16 protein-coding genes are annotated in these 18,465 nt (G+C 69.6%); 3 read left to right on the top strand and 13 right to left on the bottom strand.

Annotated features, from left to right (window positions below):
* Position 1: 1 nt before the first annotated feature.
* The 5 genes from JNB62_RS06880 to JNB62_RS06860 all read right to left on the bottom strand — a co-directional run bounded on the left by JNB62_RS06880 (position 2) and on the right by JNB62_RS06860 (position 6,837).
* Positions 2-1,537, bottom strand: a complete 1,536-nt coding sequence (locus JNB62_RS06880) for an ATP-dependent DNA ligase (protein WP_220300125.1) — start codon at positions 1,535-1,537, stop codon at positions 2-4.
* Between the two features lie 31 nt (positions 1,538-1,568).
* Positions 1,569-2,582 carry an epimerase gene (locus JNB62_RS06875; protein WP_220300124.1) on the bottom strand — a complete coding sequence of 338 codons (1,014 nt, stop codon included), beginning with the start codon at positions 2,580-2,582 and terminating at the stop codon, positions 1,569-1,571.
* On the bottom strand, positions 2,579-3,346 hold the full coding sequence (locus JNB62_RS06870) for an LLM class flavin-dependent oxidoreductase (protein ID WP_220300123.1): 768 nt from the start codon (positions 3,344-3,346) through the stop codon (positions 2,579-2,581). The genes JNB62_RS06875 and JNB62_RS06870 overlap by 4 nt, the downstream gene beginning before the upstream one ends.
* On the bottom strand, positions 3,343-4,218 hold the full coding sequence (locus JNB62_RS06865) for an LLM class flavin-dependent oxidoreductase (RefSeq protein WP_220300122.1): 876 nt from the start codon (positions 4,216-4,218) through the stop codon (positions 3,343-3,345). Before JNB62_RS06865 ends, JNB62_RS06870 begins: the two co-directional genes overlap by 4 nt.
* Positions 4,219-4,281: 63 nt before the next feature.
* A complete protein-coding gene (locus tag JNB62_RS06860) occupies positions 4,282-6,837 on the bottom strand; it encodes an ATP-dependent Clp protease ATP-binding subunit (protein ID WP_220300121.1) in 2,556 nt (851 codons plus the stop codon).
* A 188-nt stretch (positions 6,838-7,025) separates the two neighbouring features.
* Here JNB62_RS06860 and JNB62_RS06855 point away from each other — a divergent pair, with 188 nt between their 5' ends.
* On the top strand, positions 7,026-7,394 hold the full coding sequence (locus JNB62_RS06855; protein ID WP_220300120.1) for a VOC family protein: 369 nt from the start codon (positions 7,026-7,028) through the stop codon (positions 7,392-7,394).
* Positions 7,395-7,451: 57 nt separating this feature from the next.
* Here the strand turns inward: JNB62_RS06855 and JNB62_RS06850 are convergent, their stop codons facing one another.
* Positions 7,452-7,916: a DUF3817 domain-containing protein gene (locus JNB62_RS06850; RefSeq protein WP_220300119.1), complete on the bottom strand. Its 465-nt coding sequence runs from the start codon at positions 7,914-7,916 to the stop codon at positions 7,452-7,454.
* Between the two features lie 40 nt (positions 7,917-7,956).
* Positions 7,957-8,373 (bottom strand): MarR family winged helix-turn-helix transcriptional regulator, encoded by a 417-nt coding sequence (locus JNB62_RS06845; RefSeq protein WP_220300118.1) that lies wholly within the window; start codon positions 8,371-8,373, stop codon positions 7,957-7,959.
* 31 nt (positions 8,374-8,404) lie between these two features.
* On the opposite strand from JNB62_RS06845, the gene JNB62_RS06840 reads away from it, so the two are divergent.
* Entirely contained in the window at positions 8,405-9,514 is a 1,110-nt protein-coding gene (locus JNB62_RS06840; RefSeq protein WP_220300117.1) for a class I SAM-dependent methyltransferase, read from the top strand.
* A 215-nt stretch (positions 9,515-9,729) separates the two neighbouring features.
* Here the strand turns inward: JNB62_RS06840 and JNB62_RS06835 are convergent, their stop codons facing one another.
* From JNB62_RS06835 to JNB62_RS06820, 4 genes are read right to left on the bottom strand one after another with little or no spacing between them, the layout of a single operon-like run.
* Positions 9,730-10,926, bottom strand: coding sequence for a glycoside hydrolase family 1 protein (locus JNB62_RS06835; RefSeq protein WP_220300116.1), 1,197 nt, complete (start codon positions 10,924-10,926; stop codon positions 9,730-9,732).
* A 46-nt stretch (positions 10,927-10,972) separates the two neighbouring features.
* A complete protein-coding gene (locus JNB62_RS06830; RefSeq protein WP_220300115.1) occupies positions 10,973-11,866 on the bottom strand; it encodes a carbohydrate ABC transporter permease in 894 nt (297 codons plus the stop codon).
* Position 11,867: 1 nt separating this feature from the next.
* A complete protein-coding gene (locus JNB62_RS06825; RefSeq protein ID WP_222855822.1) occupies positions 11,868-12,779 on the bottom strand; it encodes a carbohydrate ABC transporter permease in 912 nt (303 codons plus the stop codon).
* Between the two features lie 5 nt (positions 12,780-12,784).
* Positions 12,785-14,068 (bottom strand): extracellular solute-binding protein, encoded by a 1,284-nt coding sequence (locus JNB62_RS06820; RefSeq protein ID WP_220300113.1) that lies wholly within the window; start codon positions 14,066-14,068, stop codon positions 12,785-12,787.
* Between the two features lie 162 nt (positions 14,069-14,230).
* Between JNB62_RS06820 and JNB62_RS06815 the strand changes: the two genes are divergently transcribed.
* Positions 14,231-15,223 (top strand): LacI family DNA-binding transcriptional regulator, encoded by a 993-nt coding sequence (locus JNB62_RS06815; RefSeq protein ID WP_220300112.1) that lies wholly within the window; start codon positions 14,231-14,233, stop codon positions 15,221-15,223.
* A gap of 82 nt (positions 15,224-15,305) precedes the next feature.
* Here the strand turns inward: JNB62_RS06815 and nrdF are convergent, their stop codons facing one another.
* Positions 15,306-16,280 carry a class 1b ribonucleoside-diphosphate reductase subunit beta gene (gene nrdF / locus JNB62_RS06810; protein ID WP_116196301.1) on the bottom strand — a complete coding sequence of 325 codons (975 nt, stop codon included), beginning with the start codon at positions 16,278-16,280 and terminating at the stop codon, positions 15,306-15,308.
* Positions 16,281-16,331: 51 nt separating this feature from the next.
* A complete protein-coding gene (nrdE, locus tag JNB62_RS06805) occupies positions 16,332-18,464 on the bottom strand; it encodes a class 1b ribonucleoside-diphosphate reductase subunit alpha (protein WP_220300288.1) in 2,133 nt (710 codons plus the stop codon).
* Position 18,465: the final 1 nt, after the last annotated feature.

Here is an 18,465-nt window from a genome sequence, read left to right as displayed (position 1 = left end):
CTCAGCCGCGCAGCAGCGCGCGGAGCGTCTGGATGGTGTCGGCGTCCTCCGGGCGCTTGTCGGGTCGGTACGCCTTGACCCGGGCGAAGCGCAGCGCGATACCGCCGGGGTAGCGGGTCGAGCGCTGCACGCCGTCGATCGCGATCTCGACGACCGTCTCGGGCCGCACATGCACCGCGTACGCCGTCCGGCGCGTCTCGATGGTCGGGAAGTGCTCGGTCTGCCAGCGGAGCGTGGCATCGGTCAGCCCTTTGAACGTCTTGCCGACCATGACGAAGCCGCCGGGTTCGCCGAACTCCCCCGTCGGGTCGAGCGCGCCCAGGTGCAGGTTCGACAGCAGGCCGCTGCGCCGCCCCGACCCGGGCTCGACGGCGAGCACGACAAGGTCGTACGTGAGCACCGGCTTGACCTTGAGCCAGCTCTTGCCGCGCCGCCCCGCGGCGTACGGCGCGTCGAGCGCTTTCACCATGACGCCTTCGTGGCCCGCGGCGAGCGCGTCGCGCGAGAAGGCCTCGGCCTGTGCGGCGTCGGCGGTGACGACGCCGGGCATGAGCGCGTCGCCGGCCACGCGGGCGAGCGCCTCCAGCCGCGCCGACAGCGGCTCGTCGATGAGGTCGACGCCGTCGAGGTGGAGGATGTCGAAGAACCACGGGCGCAGGATGGCGGCGGCCGCGTCGTCGGTGCCCATCGATCCGAATCGCGCCATCGTGTCCTGGAACGGGCGCGGACCGCCGTCCTCGTCGAGCGACAGGGTCTCGCCGTCGAGGATCACCCGCTGCGCGGGCAGCGCCCGCGTCGCCTCGACGATCTCGGGCACGCGATGCGTGATGTCGGCGAGACTGCGCGTGAAGACCCGCACGTCGTCGCCGTCACGGTGCACCTGGATGCGCGCGCCGTCGAGCTTGTACTCGACGGACGCCGCTCCCCCGAGCGCCTGCAGCGCCTCGGTCGTCGAGCCGGCGGTCGAGGCCAGCATGGGCATGACTCCGCGCCCCACCTGCAGTCCGACCCCGGCGAGCTCCTCGGGGGCTCCGGTGAGCGCCAGGCGCGCCGTCGCACCGAGATCGCCCGAGAGCATCGCCGCCCGGCGCACCGTGACGGCGTCGTTGCCGGACGCCTTCGCGACGGCATCCAGCAACACTCCCTCGAGCGCTCCCGTGCGCAGCTCGCCCATCATGACGCGCGCGATGAAGTCCCATTCGTGCGCCGTTGCAGCGCGCGCGAGGTCGTTCAGCGCCGCCGTGCGGGCAGCGGCCGAGCCGGGACCGTCGGTCGCGGCCAGGCGGTCGAAGGCCGCGTCGACGTCGGCCACGGTCAGCGCCGGCTCGTCGGCGTGGGTCACGCTCAGGTTCGACAGGCTCCGCCACCCGACGCCCAGGCGCCCCTGGCGGGGGCTCGCGGTCAAAAAGCCGATCGCCGGGGCGATCTCGTCGGCGTCGAGCCCCCGCAGCACGTCGGCGAGGGCGGCGACCTTGGCCAGACGCGACGACGTGGAGGCGACGGCATCCGTCGCCGTCACGAGCTCATGCAGCAGCATGATCGCATTCTCGCACCCGGCACCGACACCTTCAGGTCGTCGCCCGGCCGAGCTTCGAGACCACGTCGCGCAGCGCCGGCTCGAGCGTGGGATGCTCGAAGACGTACCCGGCAGACACCAGCGTCTCGGGGAAGACCCACCTGCTCTTGAGCACCAATTCGGGCTCGGTCCGCAGCGCCCACATCGCCGGCTCGAGCATGAACCGCCACGCCGGCAGCCCGACCGGCACCCGGACGACCCGTCGGAGGGTCGCCATCAGCTCGCGGTTGTCGGATGCACCCGGCGCCGCGAGGTTCACCGGACCGGCGATTCCGGGGTGGTCGCGGACGAAGCGCACGGCGCCCACGACGTCGTCGATGTGGATCCAGCTGAAGCGCTGACGACCGCGCGAGCGGTGCCACGGCGGCGGGCCGTCGCCGCTCGGGTGCGGGCCGATGCCGCGGTAGCGCCGATGGGGGAACCACCAGCCGTCGTGCTGCGCTCCGCCCAGCCCTGCGCGGGCGAGCCGCACGAGGGTGCGGGTCGCGGGGCCGTCGCCGAGGACGATCGCCATCCGCAGCACGACGCGCCGCGTGCCCGCGAGGTCCCCCGAGAAGAACTCGTCCTCCCACGTGCGCGCCACGTCGACCGAGAAGCCGCTGCCGAGTTCGCCCCGGGACTCGGTCTGCGGGCGGTCGAGCGCGTAGCGGTAGATCGTCGCCGTGCCGGCGTTGAGCCACAGCGGCGGCGGCGCCTCGGCGCGGGCGATGGCCTCACGGAGGGCCCGACGGAGGGCCCGGGTGGTGTCGACGCGCGACCGCAGGATCTCGTCGCGGTTCTCGTCGGTGTAACGGCAGTTCACCGATCGGCCGGCCAGGTTCACGACGATCGCCGATCCGTCGACGAGATCCCGGATGCCGTCGGCGTCGGTCCACGCGACGTCGGCGCCCGCGCGCCCGATGGTGCGCACGTCGCAGCCGTCAGCGGCGAGGGCGGCCGTCAGCGCCCTCCCGACGAATCCCGATGCGCCCGCGACGACGGCGACAGGACGACGATCGTCACTCATCGCGCGACGGCTTCTCGCACGGCGTCGATGAAGCGCAGATGGTCATCGGCGTCGCCCGAGGGCGTGATCGCACGCAGCACCACTTCGTCGACTCCCGTCCGGTAGGCGGCGATGCGGTCGCGCAGCTCCTCGGGCGCGATCACCGTCTGCGCGGCGTCGAATCCGAGCCGCGCGAAGTTCGCGGCATATGCCGGATACCCGGCGTAACGCGCCGCCTCCTCGGCCAGCGCGGCGCGTGCCGCCTCGTCGACCGCCGTGCGCACGTAGAGCGAGACGCGGGTCGACGGCGCCAGGGCGCGCGCCTGCGCCGCCTGCTCCGCCGCGGCCTGCGGGGTGAGCCAGCTGAGCAGGAGCCCGTCGGCCGCAGCAGCGCCTTCGCGCCGCATCCTCGGCCCCAGCGCGCCGACGACCACGCGGGCCGAGGTGAGCCGTCGCAGCTCGGCGGCGGCATCCCTCACCCGCTCCACGGCACCGTGCCGCAGCTGGCCCGAGCCGATCCCGAGCACCAGCCGATCGGCGGGCAGCGAGGCGGCGGCCTCGGCGATCTCGCCGGGCGACCGCCGGTCGACCGGCAGCACCCCCGTCGCGAGCATGAGCCGCTCGGTCGCGGCCGCGGCGGCGGCGAGCACCGCCAGCGCATCGTGCCCGGGCGTGTCGTTGACCCACAGCGCATGCAGGCCCGCGGCCTCGGCGGCCGGCGCGATGCGCGCCGCCAGCTCCGGCCCCGCGGCGGCCGCGATGCCCAGTGAGACCCGCGCGGTCATCCGGCGGCTCCTGCCACGAGGCGGGCGACCTCGCCGGACGCGCGGTAGAACTCGGCGATGTCGCCCCGCGAGGCCGGCAGCAGCACGACGTCGTCCACACCGGCGTCGAAGAAGCGCCGGGCGCCGGCCGCCACCTGTGCGGGATCGCCCCACAGCGCTCGTTCGGCGGGATCGGACTTGTCGCCCACGTCGGCGATGGCGCGGGCCTCCGCGTCCGCGCCGAAGGCGGTGACGACGTACGCGACGACGTCGTGACCCCCACCGCGGCCCGCCTGCGTGCGCGCATCGCGGATGGCGGCGATGGCGCTCTCGTACTCCGCGGCGGTGTGACCGCTGTCGAGCACCGTGCCGTCGGCGACCTCGCCGCTCACGCGCAGCGTCTTGGGCCCCTCGGCGGCGGCGTACACGCGCGAGGGCGCGGCAGGCGGGTACTCCAGCCGCACGCCGTCGAGCGTGACGAAGCGGCCGGCGGAGCTGACCGGCTCTCCGGCGAGCAGCGAGCGCAGCGCCGGAACGTACTCGCGCATGAGGGTCAACGGCGACGCGACGCGCGCGCCGGCCTGCCCCATCCACTCCAGCACGCCGTGGCCGACACCCGGCAGGATGCGGCCGGGGAAGAGCCGGTCGAGCGTCGCGATCTCCATCGCCGTGGCGGCGACGTTGCGCAGCGGCATGGGGGCGATGCCGATGCCGATCCTCAGGTTCTCGGTCCAGGCCAGCGCGGCGCCCGCGGTGGCGAAGGCCGACTGCCGGAAGCAGTCCTCCCAGATCCACAGTTCGGGGACGCCTGCGGACTCCGCCGCGAGCACGGCGTCCCGGAACTCGTCCGGGGCGTGGGTGTACGGATTGAAGATCGCACCGATGCGGGTCATGCACCCACTCTGGCAGGAGCAGCCGACACCCGCGACGCGGGCGTCGCGGGTGTCGGCTGCGGGTCAGGCCGCGGCTGCGAACGGGGCGGCGGCGTGCACCGTGAGGCCGTCGGCCGTGGCATCCACCGTCACATTCCCGCCGTCGACCAGCGCACCCGTCACGAACAGGTCCGCGATGCGGTCGTCGACCTCGCGCTGGATCAGGCGGCGCAGCGGCCGGGCGCCGTACTCGGGCTCGTACCCGTTGTCGGCCAGCCACGCCACGGCCTCGTCCGTGACGGCCAGGCCGACGTCGCGCTTGGCGAGGCGGGCGTCCGAGGCGCCCAGCAGCAGCCGGACGATCGACTGCAGCTGCGGCTTCTCGAGCTTGCGGAACAGCACGATCTCGTCGATGCGGTTGAGGAACTCGGGCCGCATCGCCTCACGCAGCTTCGCGAACACGCGGTCGCGGAGGTCCTTCTCGGAGCCGAAGCCGGTCGCACCGCCGCCGTCGGCGAGGAAGCCGATGGCGCCGCCGCGCGAGGCGAGGAACTCCGAGCCGAGGTTCGAGGTCATGACGACGACCGTGTTGCGGAAGTCGACCGTGCGACCCTGCCCGTCGGTCAGGCGACCGTCGTCGAGCACCTGCAGCAGCAGGTTGAACACGTCGGGGTGGGCCTTCTCGATCTCGTCGAACAGCACGATCGAGTACGGGTTGCGCCGCACGCGCTCAGTGAGCTGCCCGGCCTCGTCGTAGCCGACGTATCCGGGAGGGGCGCCGACGAGGCGCGACACCGTGTGCCGCTCGCCGAACTCGCTCATGTCGAAGCGGATCACGGCCCCTTCGTCGTCGAACAGCGAGGCCGCCAGGGCCTTCGCCAGCTCGGTCTTGCCGACGCCGGTCGGTCCGAGGAACAGGAACGATCCGACCGGCCGGCGCGCGTCGCCCATGCCGGTGCGGTTGCGGCGCACGGCCTTGGCGACCGCCGTCACGGCGTCGTCCTGCCCGATGACGCGATCGTGCAGCTCGTCCTCGAGCGAGGCGAGACGCTCGCGCTCGGTCTCGGTGAGGCGGTTGACCGGGATGCCGGTGGCCCGGCTGATCACGGCCGCGATCTCGGGCTCGTCCACGATCGCTGCGGTCGTCGTCGCCGCGCCGGAGGCGGTGGCCCGCTCCAGGCGCTCCTGCACCTCGGCGATCTGGTCGCGGATCTGCGACGCCTCTTCGTAGTGCTCGGCCGAGACCGCCGCGTTCTTGTCGGCCTCCAGGGTCGCGAGGCGCTCCACGAGGGCGCTCACGTCGACCTTCGAGCCCAGGCGCAGCCGCAGCCGCGCCCCGGCCTGGTCGATGAGGTCGATCGCCTTGTCGGGCAGCACGCGCTCCGTGAGGTAGCGGTCGCTCAGCTCGACGGCGGCGCGCAGCGCCTCGTCCGTGTAGACGATGCCGTGGTGCTCCTCGTACGCCGGCTTGAGGCCGCGCAGGATCAGCACGGCGTCCTCGATCGAGGGCTCGCCGACGCGTACCGGCTGGAAGCGGCGCTCCAGTGCCGGGTCCTTCTCGATGACGCGGTACTCCTTGAGCGTGGTCGCACCCACGAGGTGCAGCTCGCCGCGCGCGAGGCGGGGCTTGAGGATGTTGCCCGCGTCCATGCCGCCGTCGCCCGCGCCACCGGCGCCGACCACGGTGTGCACCTCGTCGATGAAGACGATGAGCTCGCCCTTGCGGGCCGAGATCTCGTCCATCGTTTTGGTGAGCCGCTCCTCGAAGTCGCCGCGGTACCGCGTGCCGGCGAGCATCGCCGGGAGGTCGAGCGCCACGACGCGCTTGCCGATCAGCTGCTCGGGCACCGCGCCGTCGACGATCGCCTGCGCGAGGCCCTCGACGATCGCGGTCTTGCCGACACCGGCCTCGCCGACCAGCACCGGGTTGTTCTTGGTGCGGCGGCTCAGGATCTCGATGGTCTGCTCGATCTCGTCGGCACGGCCGATCACGGGATCCAGCTCACCGGCGGCCGCGCGGGCGGTGAGGTCGGTGCCGTAGGTGTCGAGCATCGGAGAAGCGGATGCCGCGGCATCCCCCTCTCCGTCCGGCGCGGGCGCACCCGACGGCGCGACCGTCTCGCGCGCGCCCTGCGTCAGCGCCTCGGCCGTGACGCCGGCACGTGCCAGCACCTGACCGGCGGGGGTGTCCTGCGCGAGCACGAGGGCGAAGAAGAGGTGCTCGGGATCGACGTACGTCGATCCCGACGAGCGCGCGACCTGGAACGAGTGGAACAGCGCGCGCTGCACGGAGGGCGTGATCACGGCGCCGTCGACGTCGGCGGGAGTGGATGCCGCGGGCAGGCGCTCTTCGGTGGCCCGGACGATCGCGTCGGGGTCGGCCCCGATGCCGCGGATCGCCTCGCGGGCGGGCGCCTCGGCGGCCAGGATGCGCAGCACGTGCAGCGCGTCGAGCTCGCGCTGACCGCGGTCGAGCGCGTACTTGCCGGCGCGCTGCAGCAGCTCCTGCGTGCGTGCGCCGAGGAAGCGGCTGAGGTCGATCGAGCGCTCCGCGCGGGCGCGCTCGCCGGCGAGGTAACGCGCCAGGAAGTCGTCGAACGCGCTGCCGTCTCCGGACGGGGAGGTGAAGTCTTCGGGCATTCCGTCTCTCCTGAAACTTGAGTGAACAGGCATCAAGTTTCGAACTTGACACACGGGATGTCAAGTTCAACAGGAGGGGCGACCAGCTATTCCCGCGTCCGCGAAACAATCGGAGGCCCGCGGATGTCGGCGCCCCGGCGTAGCGTCGCTCGCGAGGGGAACCGCATCAGCGCAGAGAAGAGGAACCCATGGACTGGAAGATCGAGCTCATCTTCGTGCCGGTCACCGACGTCGACCGCGCCAAGGACTTCTACGAGCGGATCGGCTGGAACGTCGACCACGACCAGACCCCCTTCGAAGGCCTCCGCTTCGTGCAGGTGACGCCGCCCGGCTCGGCGTGCTCCATCGCGTTCGGCACGGGGCTCGGCATCGACCTGGAGCCCGGCCGCCAGAAGACGGTCCAGCTCGTGGTTCCCGACGCCGACGAGGCGCTCGCGCACCTGCGCAGCGTCGACGTCCCGGCGCGGGGCGTCGACGAGCAGGCCTGGGGCCGGTTCGTGCAGTTCGACGACCCCGACGGCAACACCTGGACGCTCCAGCAGCTTCCGCCCCGCTGAACGACGACGGCCGGCATCCTCTCGCGAACGAGAGGTGCCGGCCTCGCCGATCGTCCGTCAGTCGCGTCCGCCCGGCGGCCCGATGAGCAGCAGCACGACGAACAGCACCACGACGGCAAGCGCGATGAGCGCGCCGAGCACCCACGGGCGGCGCAGGAACCAGCGCATCAGCCGGTCGTACCAGCGCCCATCGCGAGGGTCGTCGGTCGCCTCGAGCCGCCAGGCTCCCGCGAGGCGCCCGGTGCGCTGCAGCCAGATCTCGGCCGGGATGGTCGCATACGGCACGACCGCGCTGACGAGGGCGACGAGGGTCGGCGACGCACGCCACCGGTTGTTCAGGGCGACGAGGATCACCGTCGCGCCGTACGACAAGAAGATGAAGCCGTGGATGCCGCCGCCGATCGTGACGCCGGGCGCCCAGCCGGTCGTCGCGCGGAGGATCAGGCCGGCGATGAGGAGCGTCCACGAGATCGCCTCGGCGATCGCGAGCGCGCGGAAGAGGGTGTGAGGATTTCGGAACACACCTTCAGCCTAACTGAAAGCGCTTCAGGCCCGCTGAAGGTCAGCTGAGACCGAAGGGCTCTTCGTGCAGCCCCTTGAGCGCCGCGGCGAGGTCGGGGGCGCCGCTCGCGAGGTCCGCGTCCAGCGCCGCCAGCCGCTGCTCCGCGGCCAGCAGCACCTCGCCGCCGCGGTCGGTGACCCGCAGATCCGATGCCGCGCCCGCATGCGCCGTCGCGTCCGCGACGAGCCCGTCCGCGACGAGCGACTGCACGGCGGTGTGCGCGGACTGCACCGTCACCTGCGAACGTCGGGCGAGCTCGCTGAACGAGATGCCCGGCGTCGATCGGATGTGCGCCAGCAGGCCGTACTTGCGCGTCGTGAGCCCGAGGTCGCGCAGCTGGGCGCCGAGGTGGGCGTCCCACACGCTCGCCACCGTGAGCAGCGAGATGACAGGGCTGAAAGGACGCTCCGACGACACGGGGTAAATGCTAGCCCGCTACCGTGGGACGGTGACGTTCTCGCTCGACGGCCTGCGCCGCCGGCCCGATGTCGAAGCGCCGGGCCTCGTCGCGGTGGATGCCGCCGACCGGCTGATCCTCGACGAGTCCGCCGCCGCGCGCTCCGGCGTCGCACCCGGCGGTCTGGTCGTCATCGGCGATGCGTACGGCGCCCTCACGCTGGGCGCCGCCGCCGACGGAGCCCGCGGCATCCGCGTCCACCAGGATCCGCTCACCGGCGAGCGCGCCCTCGCAGCGAACGCCGACGCCTGCGGACTGGGGGATGCCTTCACGTCGGGCGCCCTCGACGCCGAGCTGGTGCGCGGGGCCGAGGTCGTGCTGCTGCGGCTGCCGCGCTCGCTCGACGCGCTGCGCGACATCGCCGGGCTGATCGCCGCGCACGCCGCACGCGACGTCGTCGTGTACGCAGGCGGCCGGCTCAAGCACATGACCCTCGCGATGAACGACGTGCTGCGAGCCGACTTCGCGCGCCTGGACGTCTCCCTCGCCCGGCAGAAGTCGCGCGTCCTCGTCGCCCGTGAGCCCGGCGACGGTCGCGATCCGGTCCCGTCGCGCGAGACCCATGACGGTCTCGTCGTGTGCGCGTTCGGCGGCGCGTTCGCCGGTGCGTCCGTCGACATCGGCACACGGCTGCTCATCGCGCACCTGCCCGAGACGGCGCCTGCCGGCGGCACCGTCATCGACCTCGCGTGCGGGACGGGAGTCATCGCGACGACCCTGGCCCTGCGGCATCCCTCGCTCGAGGTCATCGCGTGCGACCAGTCGGCGGTAGCCGTCGCGTCCGCGCGCGCCACCGCTCAGGCCAACGGTGTCGGCGACCGCGTCGACGTCGTCCGTGACGACATGCTGGCGTCGCAGCCCGATGCGACCGCGGCGTTCATCGCGCTCAATCCCCCGTTCCATTCCGGCTCTGCCGTGCACGAGGGCATCGCGCCGCGCATGTTCGCCGACGCCGCCCGGGTGCTGCGCCCCGGCGGCGAGCTGTGGACGGTGTGGAACTCCGGTCTGCGCTACCGGCCCGCACTCGAACGGCTGGTCGGTCCGACGCGTCAGGTCGCGCGCAACGCCAAGTTCACGGTCACGGCCTCGACGCGTCGCTGACGGCCGCCCGGCAGGGGCACGGCACAGGCGCGCTCGTCGCGATCCCGATGACCGGGGGGCCGACGCGAGATGCCGGCTCCCCCGGTAGCCGCAGGCTCGGGACCCGCGGCCGGGGACGCCGGACCGGGGCTCCGGCATATCCCCGACTGAGAGACGGCGGCGGGGCGCACTTATTACGCGAGTCCGCCGCTTTGCGAGCGGTCGATATCGGTTCGTTACGCGAGCACGGGGATGACGTTGCGCTCCGCGAGGTCGCCGAGCCACGACAGGCTCGGCTTCGGGGTGCGCACGAACGTCTCGCGGTCGACCGCGATGAGTCCGAACGTCGGCCGGAACGAGCCCCACTCGTAGTTGTCGAGCAGCGACCAGTGCAGGTATCCGCGCACGTCGCAGCCGTCCGCCATCGCCGCGGCCATGCCCGCCAGGGCGCCCGTCGTGTAGTCGATGCGTCGCGCGTCGTCGGTGGTCGCCATGCCGTTCTCGGTGACGATCATGGGGATGCCGCCGGTGACCTCGCGCGTGTGCCGGAGCGCGTGGCCGAGCGCCTCGGGGTAGTACTCCCACCCCGTCAGCGTGCGCTCGGTGCCTTCCGGCCACTCCTGCGGGCCGTAGCCGAGCTCGTCGTCGCTCGGTCCGATGATCGTCCGCAGATACGACTGCACGCCGATGAAGTCGTCGCCCCGCGACTGCTCGAGGAAGAAGTCCTCGCGCCAGTACTGCCACTCGTCGCGCTGCTTCTCCCACCCCGGCACGGCCTGGAACACCTGGTTGGCGACAGTCCAGCCCGAGCGGATGCCGCCCACCCCGCGCAGCACCTCGGTCGACGCGTGGTGCGCCCGGGCGATCGCCTCGGCGACGAACGGCGACGGCCCCGGGAAGTTGACGCCGTTCTCGGTGTCGATGCGCGCCTCGGTCTGGTTCACCATCATGTTCGGCTCGTTGATCGTCACGACGAGGTCGACGTCGTCGAGGATCGTCGCCGCGATCTCGGTGAAGCGACGGAACCGGTCGGTGCTCTGCTCGGCGTACCAGCCGCCGGAGTGCTCCCACCACCGCGGGAACGTGAAGTGGTGCAGCGTCACGATCGGCTGCACGCCGTGATCGCGGCACGTGTCGATCATGCGGCGGTAGTGGGCGAGCTGCGCCCGCGAGACGACGCCCTCCTCGGGCTCGATGCGCGACCACTCCAGCGAGAACCGGTACGCGTTCAGCCCCGCATCTGCCAGCAGCGCGATGTCTTCGGGATACCGGTGGTACGAGTCGCACGCGTCACCGGACGGCTCCGGGATCTGCGTGCCCGGGGCGTACTCGTTCTCCCAGTGTCCGGTGTTGACGTTGCCGCCCTCGATCTGGTGACCGGCGGTGGCCGCTCCCCAGATGAACCCCTCGGGTGCGGCGATGACACGGCTCATGAATGCTGATTCCTTTCGTATGGGTCGGTGTGCCGGGGATCAGGGGTCACTTGATCCCCGTCAGGGCGATGCCCTGGATGAAGTGGCGCTGCATCGCGATGAAGAGGATGAGCACCGGGATGACGATGAGGAACGATCCCGCCATCTGCAGCCCGTAGTCGGAGCCGTGACCACCGGCCTCTGCCGAGAACAGCGCGAGCGACACCGGCAGGGTGTACATCGAGTCGTCCTGCGAGATGATCAGCGGCCACAGGAAGCTGTTCCACGACCCCATGAACGTGAAGATCGCGAGCGTCGCCAGCGGTGCCTTGCACAGCGGCAGCACGATCTGGAAGAACGTGCGGAACTCCCCCGCGCCGTCGATCCGCGCAGCGTCGAGCAGCGAGTCGGGGATCTCGAGCATGAACTGCCGCATCAGGAAGACGCCGAACGCCCCCACCATGCCCGGCAGGATCAGGCCCCAGTAGGTGTTGACCATGCCGAGGTTCGCGACCAGCACGAACTGCGGGATGAGCGTCACGATGCCGGGCACGAACAGCGTCGACAGCACGACGACGATGATCACGTTCTTGCCGGGGAAGGTCATCTTCGCCAGCGCCCAGCCCACCATCGACGAGAACAGCAGCGTCGTCGCGACGGTCACGACCGCAAGGAGCACCGAGTTGAAGAACGGGCGCGCGATGTCGAACTCGAACAGCCACGCGCGGAAGTTCTCGAGGGTGGGATGCTGCGGCCACCACGTGACCGGCCGGGCCATGATCTCGGCCTTGGTCTTGAAGGCGCCGAGCACCATCCAGACGAAGGGCAGCACCGTGGCGGCGAGCCCGACCGAGAGCACGACCAGCACCGCGAGGTTGCCCCAGCGGACGGGCTTGCGCGGGGCTCGCGCCGCGATGGGCGCGACATCCGCGGCGGCTGATCTTTCGAGTGTTGTCGTCATGTCAGGTCCTCTGGCGGAAGAAGCGGAACTGGATGAGCGCGAGGATGCCGACGAGCGCGAACAGCACGTAGGCGCCGGCGGCGCCGATCGAGTAGTTGCCGTACTTGAACTGGTTGTAGACCTGCAGCGCGATCGAGGTCGTCGACTCCAGCGGGCCGCCGTTGGTCATGACGAAGGGCTCGTCGAAGAACTGCATGTACCCGGTCGTGACGAGGATCGTGTTCAGCAGGATCGTCGGCATCATCATCGGGATCGTGATGCGGAAGAACTTCTGCACCGCGTTCGCACCGTCGATCGAGGCAGCCTCGTTGACGTCGGCGGGGATGCCCTGCAGCCCCGCCAGGAAGATCACCATCGACGCGCCGATGTTGCGCCACACCGCCATGATCGTGATCGCCAGCAGCGCCGTGTTCGGGTCGCTCAGCCAGTTCGGTCCGGAGATGCCGACCCAGCCGAGGATCGTGTTGATGACCCCGGTGTTCTGGTACATGATGCGCCACACGACCGCCACGGCGACGATCGTCGTGATGACGGGCGTGTAGTAGCCCACGCGGAAGAACGTCGCCACCTTGCGGCTCACCGAGTTCAAGAGCACCGCCAGCACGAGCGCGAGGAACAGCGTGGCCGGCACACCCACGACGACGAACATCAGCGTGTTGATGAGCGCGCGCTGGAACGACGGGTCGGAGAGGACCGTGACGAAGTTGTCGAACCCGACGAAGTTCACGTTGAACGGGCTGCGGATGTCGCGCGCCTTCAGGTCGGTGAACGACATCGCGAGCGAGCTGACGAGCGGGATGAGTCCGAACACCCCGAATGTCAGGACGAAGGGCGCGACGAAGACCCATGCGATCAGGGCCGAGCGGCGCCGCTGCGCGGCCAGGGAAGAGACCTTCCCCGGCCGCGCCGGCATGGTTGTCACCACCCGAAGCCGATCTTGTCGGCCTCGGCCTGGATCTGCTTCGCCGCATCCGCCCCCGTGATCTCGCCCCGGGCGACCTGCTCCGAGTACTTGCTGATGAGATCCGAGATCTGCGACCAGGCCGGGTAGTTCGGGGTTGCGACGGTGTTCTCCAGCTGCTCGGTGAGCGTCTTGGTCACCGGGTTGTCCTGGATCGGCGCGTACTGGCCCGCTTCGACATTGGCCGGCAGCTCGCCCTGCAGGTCGTACCAGGCCTCCTGCTGGTCCTGCTCGCCCAGCCACGACAGCAGCGACCACGCAGCCGACTTGTTGTCGGAGGCCGAGAAGACGCCGAGGTTGCCGCCGCCGATGTACTGGTCGTTGTTGCCGCCGGGACCGGTCGGCGAGACGGTGTACCCGACGGAGTCCATCGTGAAGCCCTCCGGCGCGGTGCCCTCGTCGATCTCCTCCTGGTAGACGTCCAGCATCCACGGGCCCGAGATGAACATCGGAGTTCCGCCGTTCTCGAACGTCGCGTCGGTGTCGCCGAGGGGCGCTTCGCCTCGCTGGAAGAAGCCGCCGTAGAAGTCGAGCGCCTCGACGAACTCGGGGGTGTCGATCGTCCAGGCGTCACCGTCGGTCATCTCACCGCCGGCCTGCGCGTCGAACGGGACGATGACCTGCGCCGGCTGCTCGGTGGGCTTGGGCAGGCTCAGGCCGAACGTGCCGCCCGGGCGCGACGCGAAGGCCGCCGCCATCGCCTGCATCTCTTCCCACGTCGTGGGCGCCGACAGGCCGAGCTCGGCCGCGATGTCGGCGCGGTAGAACAGGAAGCGCGTCTCGACGTACCAGGGCATGGCGTACAGGCCGTCCTCCCCCGTCGCGGAATCCACCGCCGCCGGGTAGAAGTCGTCCTCGTCGTAGACGCCATCCGGCACGGGGTCGAAAGCACCCATCCCGATGACGGTCGCGGTCTGGTCGGCGCCGGTCATGATGATGTCCGGGCCCTTGCCCGCCGCCGTCGCCGTCTGCGCCTTCGTGATGACCTGGTCCCACGGCACGTCGGTGACCTTGATGCTGGCGTCGGGGTTGGCCTTCAGCCAGTCCTTCGTGAGCTTCTCCAGGTTGTCGGCGTGCCCGCCCGCCGTCCAGATCTCGACGGTGCCGGTCGCCTTGCCCTCCTCGGCCGGCGCGGCCGACGAACCCTCCGCCGCGCCGTCCGCGCTGCGTCCGCAGCCGGACAGCACCAGGACGGCGCCGAGCGCCATCGCCGTCATCGCCGTGACTCGCATCCCTTGCATGCTCACTCCCTTGTGTGATTTCGATACAACGACTCGAAATTTCGTGCCTCAGTGGGAGACTATAGAGCGAGATCGCGGCGCTCGTCCACCCGAAGTCTGGAAATGAGCACGAAAACGTTGTTGTTTCCGCTAGCATTTTCGGAAAGTTGATCCGGAGGAAGAATGGCAGTCCAGCTCGCCCAGATTGCGACCGAAGCAGGGGTCTCCATCCCGACGGTGTCGAAGGTGCTCAACTCCCGGCCGGATGTCTCGCGCGCAACGCGCGATCGGGTCGCGGCGGTGCTGGAGCGGCACGGCTACGAGATCCGGAGCCGGCCGCGCATGGCCACCGGGTTCCTCGACATGCGGGTCGTGAATCTCGACCAGGCCTGGTCGGAGGCGATCGTCCGCGGTGCCGCCGAGGCTGCGAAGGTGAACGGCAAGGACCTCGTTCTCGCGGTGGAGCCCGATCCGGTGGAGTGCGACGACTGGGTCATGCACGCCCTCGAGCGCGGGTCGGACGGGCTGCTGAGCGTGGTGGCCGTGCCCAGCGCCGAAGCACGCCGTCAACTCGCCGAGGCCGGCATCCCACTCGTCGTGGTCGACCCGCTGCACCGCGTCCCTGAAGGCACGTACTCCGTCGCGGCCACGAACTTCCAGGGGGCCTTCGACGCCGCCCAGCACCTGCTCGAGCTGGGCCACCGGCACATCGCGACGATCACCGGCCCGCTCGATCAAGACAACGGGATCGCGCGCCTGGCCGGGTTCCAGGCCGCCTTGCAGCAGGCGGGCGTGCCCATCGACGACGACCTGATCGTCCGCACCCAGTACGGCGTGGACCAGGGTTACGACGCGACCCGCCTGCTGCTCACGCGCGATACCCGTCCGACCGCGATCTTCGCCGCCAGCGACGACACCGCGCTGGGCGCGATCCGCGCCCTGCGCGAGAGCGACCTGCGGGTCCCCGACGACATGTCGGTGATCGGCTTCGACGACCTGCCGCATTCGTCGTGGATCGACCCGCCCCTCACGACGATCCGGCAGCCCCTCGCACAGATGGGCAGCGCCGCCGTCGACGCGATCGTCCGGGTGCGCTCCGGCCGGCACCCCGCCGCGCGCACCGAGCTGTCGACGACCCTCGTGGTGCGGTCGTCGACGTCACCGCTGCCGGACTGACGCCGGTCTGCCTCCACAACGAAGATGAGGGATGCCGCGAGCCGCGGCATCCCTCATCTTCTCGTCGTTCAGGGCGACGTTCTCAGAAGTCCCAGTCCTCGTCCTCGGTGGCCTCGGCCTTGCCGATGACGTACGACGAGCCCGACCCCGAGAAGAAGTCGTGGTTCTCGTCGGCGTTCGGCGACAGGGCCGACAGGATCGCCGGGTTCACGTCGGTGACGGTCGAGGGGAACATCGCCTCGTAGCCCAGGTTCATGAGGGCCTTGTTGGCGTTGTAGTGCAGGAACTTCTTGACGTCCTCGGTGAGGCCGACGCCGTCGTAGAGGTCCTGCGTGTACTGCACCTCGTTGTCGTAGAGCTCATAGAGCAGCGAGAACGTGTAGTCCTTGATCTCGTCGCGCTTGGCCTGGTCGATCGTCTCGAGTCCGCGCTGGAACTTGTAGCCGATGTAGTACCCGTGCACGGCCTCGTCGCGGATGATGAGGCGGATGAGGTCGGCCGTGTTGGTGAGCTTCGCGCGGCTCGACCAGTGCATCGGCAGGTAGAAGCCCGAGTAGAACAGGAACGACTCCAGCAGGGTCGAGGCGACCTTGCGCTTGAGGGGCTCGTCGCCGCGGTAGTACTCCATGACGATCTGAGCCTTCTTCTGAAGGTTCGGGTTCTCGACCGACCAGCGGAACGCCTCGTCGATCTCCTTCGTCGAGCACAGCGTCGAGAAGATGGACGAGTACGACTTGGCGTGCACCGACTCCATGAACGCGATGTTCGTGTAGACGGCCTCCTCATGCGGCGTGATCGCGTCGGGGATGAGCGACACCGCGCCCACCGTCCCCTGGATCGTGTCGAGGAGCGTGAGCCCTGTGAACACGCGCATCGTGAGGGTCTGCTCCTCAGGGGTGAGCGTGTTCCACGACTGGATGTCGTTCGACAGCGGCACCTTCTCGGGCAGCCAGAAGTTGTTCACGAGGCGGTTCCACACCTCGAGGTCCTTGTCGTCCTGGATGCGGTTCCAGTTGATGGCCTGGACGTGGTCCAGGAGCTGAAGCTTCTCGCTCATTGTTCTTTCTCTTCGCGTTTCGACTCGCTGCGCTCGCTCAACGACGGGCCGTCACAGAGTGCACGAGACGCACTCGGTCATGTCCGTACCCTCGAGCGCCATCTGACGCAGGCGGATGTAGTAGATCGTCTTGATGCCCTTGCGCCAGGCGTAGATCTGGGCCTTGTTGATGTCGCGCGTAGTCGCGGTGTCCTTGAAGAACAGCGTGAGCGACAGGCCCTGGTCGACGTGCTGGGTGGCGGCGGCGTACGTGTCGATGACCTTCTCGTAGCCGATCTCGTACGCGTCCTGGTAGTACTCCAGGTTGTCGTTCGTCATGAACGCCGCCGGGTAGTAGACGCGACCGAGCTTGCCTTCCTTGCGGATCTCGATCTTCGCGGCGATCGGGTGGATCGACGACGTCGAGTTGTTGATGTACGAGATCGAGCCGGTCGGCGGCACGGCCTGCAGGTTCTGGTTGTAGATGCCGTGCTGCTGGATCGAGGCCTTCAGCGCGCGCCAGTCGTCCTGCGTGGGGATGTGGTGGCCGGCGAACATCTCCTTGACCTTGTCGGTCGCGGGCACCCACTCCTGCTCGATGTACTTGTCGAAGAACTCACCCGACGCGTACTTCGAGTCCCAGAAGCCGTCGAAGACCTCGCCGCGCTCGATCGCGATCTTGTTCGACGCGGTCAGCGCGTGGAACAGCACCGAGTAGAAGTAGATGTTCGTGAAGTCGATGCCCTCTTCGGAGCCGTAGTAGACGTGCTCGCGGGCCAGGTAGCCGTGCAGGTTCATCTGGCCGAGGCCGATGGCGTGCGAGCGGTCGTTGCCGTCCTCGATGGAGCGGACCGAGCGGATGTGGCTCTGGTCGCTGACCGCGGTGAGGGCGCGGATGCTGGTGTCCACGGTGCGGGCGAGGTCGCCGCCGTCCATCGCCAGGGCGATGTTGAGCGAGCCCAGGTTGCACGAGATGTCCTTGCCGATCTGGTTGTACGACAGGTCCTCGTTGAACGTGGTGGGCGTGTTGACCTGCAGGATCTCGGAGCACAGGTTGGACATGTTGATCCGGCCCTTGATCGGGTTGGCCTTGTTCACCGTGTCCTCGAACATGATGTACGGGTAGCCGGACTCGAACTGGATCTCGGCGAGGGTCTGGAAGAACTCGCGCGCGTTGATCTTCGTCTTCTTGATGCGCGGGTCGTCGACCATCTCGCGGTACTTCTCGGTGACCGAGATGTCGCCGAACGGCACGCCGTAGACGCGCTCGACGTCGTACGGTGAGAAGAGGTACATGTCTTCGCCGTTCTTGGCGAGCTCGAACGTGATGTCGGGCACGACCACGCCGAGCGACAGCGTCTTGATGCGGATCTTCTCGTCGGCGTTCTCGCGCTTCGTGTCGAGGAAGCGCATGATGTCGGGGTGGTGCGCGTTGAGGTACACCGCGCCCGCGCCCTGGCGCGCGCCGAGCTGGTTGGCGTACGAGAAGGAGTCTTCGAGCAGCTTCATCACGGGGATGATGCCGCTGGACTGGTTCTCGATCTGCTTGATGGGGGCACCCGACTCGCGGATGTTCGACAGCAGCAGCGCAACGCCGCCGCCGCGCTTGGACAGCTGCAGCGCGGAGTTGATGCCGCGTGCGATCGACTCCATGTTGTCTTCGATGCGCAGCAGGAAGCACGAGACAAGCTCGCCGCGCTGCGCTTTGCCGGCGTTGAGGAACGTGGGGGTGGCGGGCTGGAAGCGGCCCGAGATGATCTCTTCGACGAGCGAGGTCGCGAGCTTCTCGTCACCATCGCCCAGTGCGAGGGCGGTCATGACGACGCGGTCCTCGAAGCGCTCGAGGTAGCGCTTGCCGTCGAAGGTCTTGAGCGTGTAGCTCGTGTAGTACTTGAACGCGCCCAGGAACGTCTCGAAGCGGAACTTCTTCGAGTACGCGAGGTCGTTGAGCTTCTGGATGAACTCGAACGAGTACTTCTCGAGGACGGCGCCCTCGTAGTACTCCTTCTCGACGAGGTAGTCCAGCCGCTCCTTCAGGGAGTGGAAGAACACCGTGTTCTGGTTCACGTGCTGCAGGAAGTACTCCCGCGCCGCACGCTTGTCGGCGTCGAACTGGATCTGCCCGTTCGCGTCGTACAGGTTCAGCATCGCGTTGAGGGCGTGATAGTCCATGCCCTCGAAGCGTGCCTCGGTCTTGAAGTCCATC

The sequence above is a fragment of the Microbacterium jejuense genome (assembly GCF_019511665.1).
In the GTDB taxonomy this organism is placed as follows: domain Bacteria; phylum Actinomycetota; class Actinomycetes; order Actinomycetales; family Microbacteriaceae; genus Microbacterium; species Microbacterium jejuense_A.
Note: the sequence above shows the minus strand (reverse complement) of the source record. Positions and strands in the feature narration are given on the sequence as shown.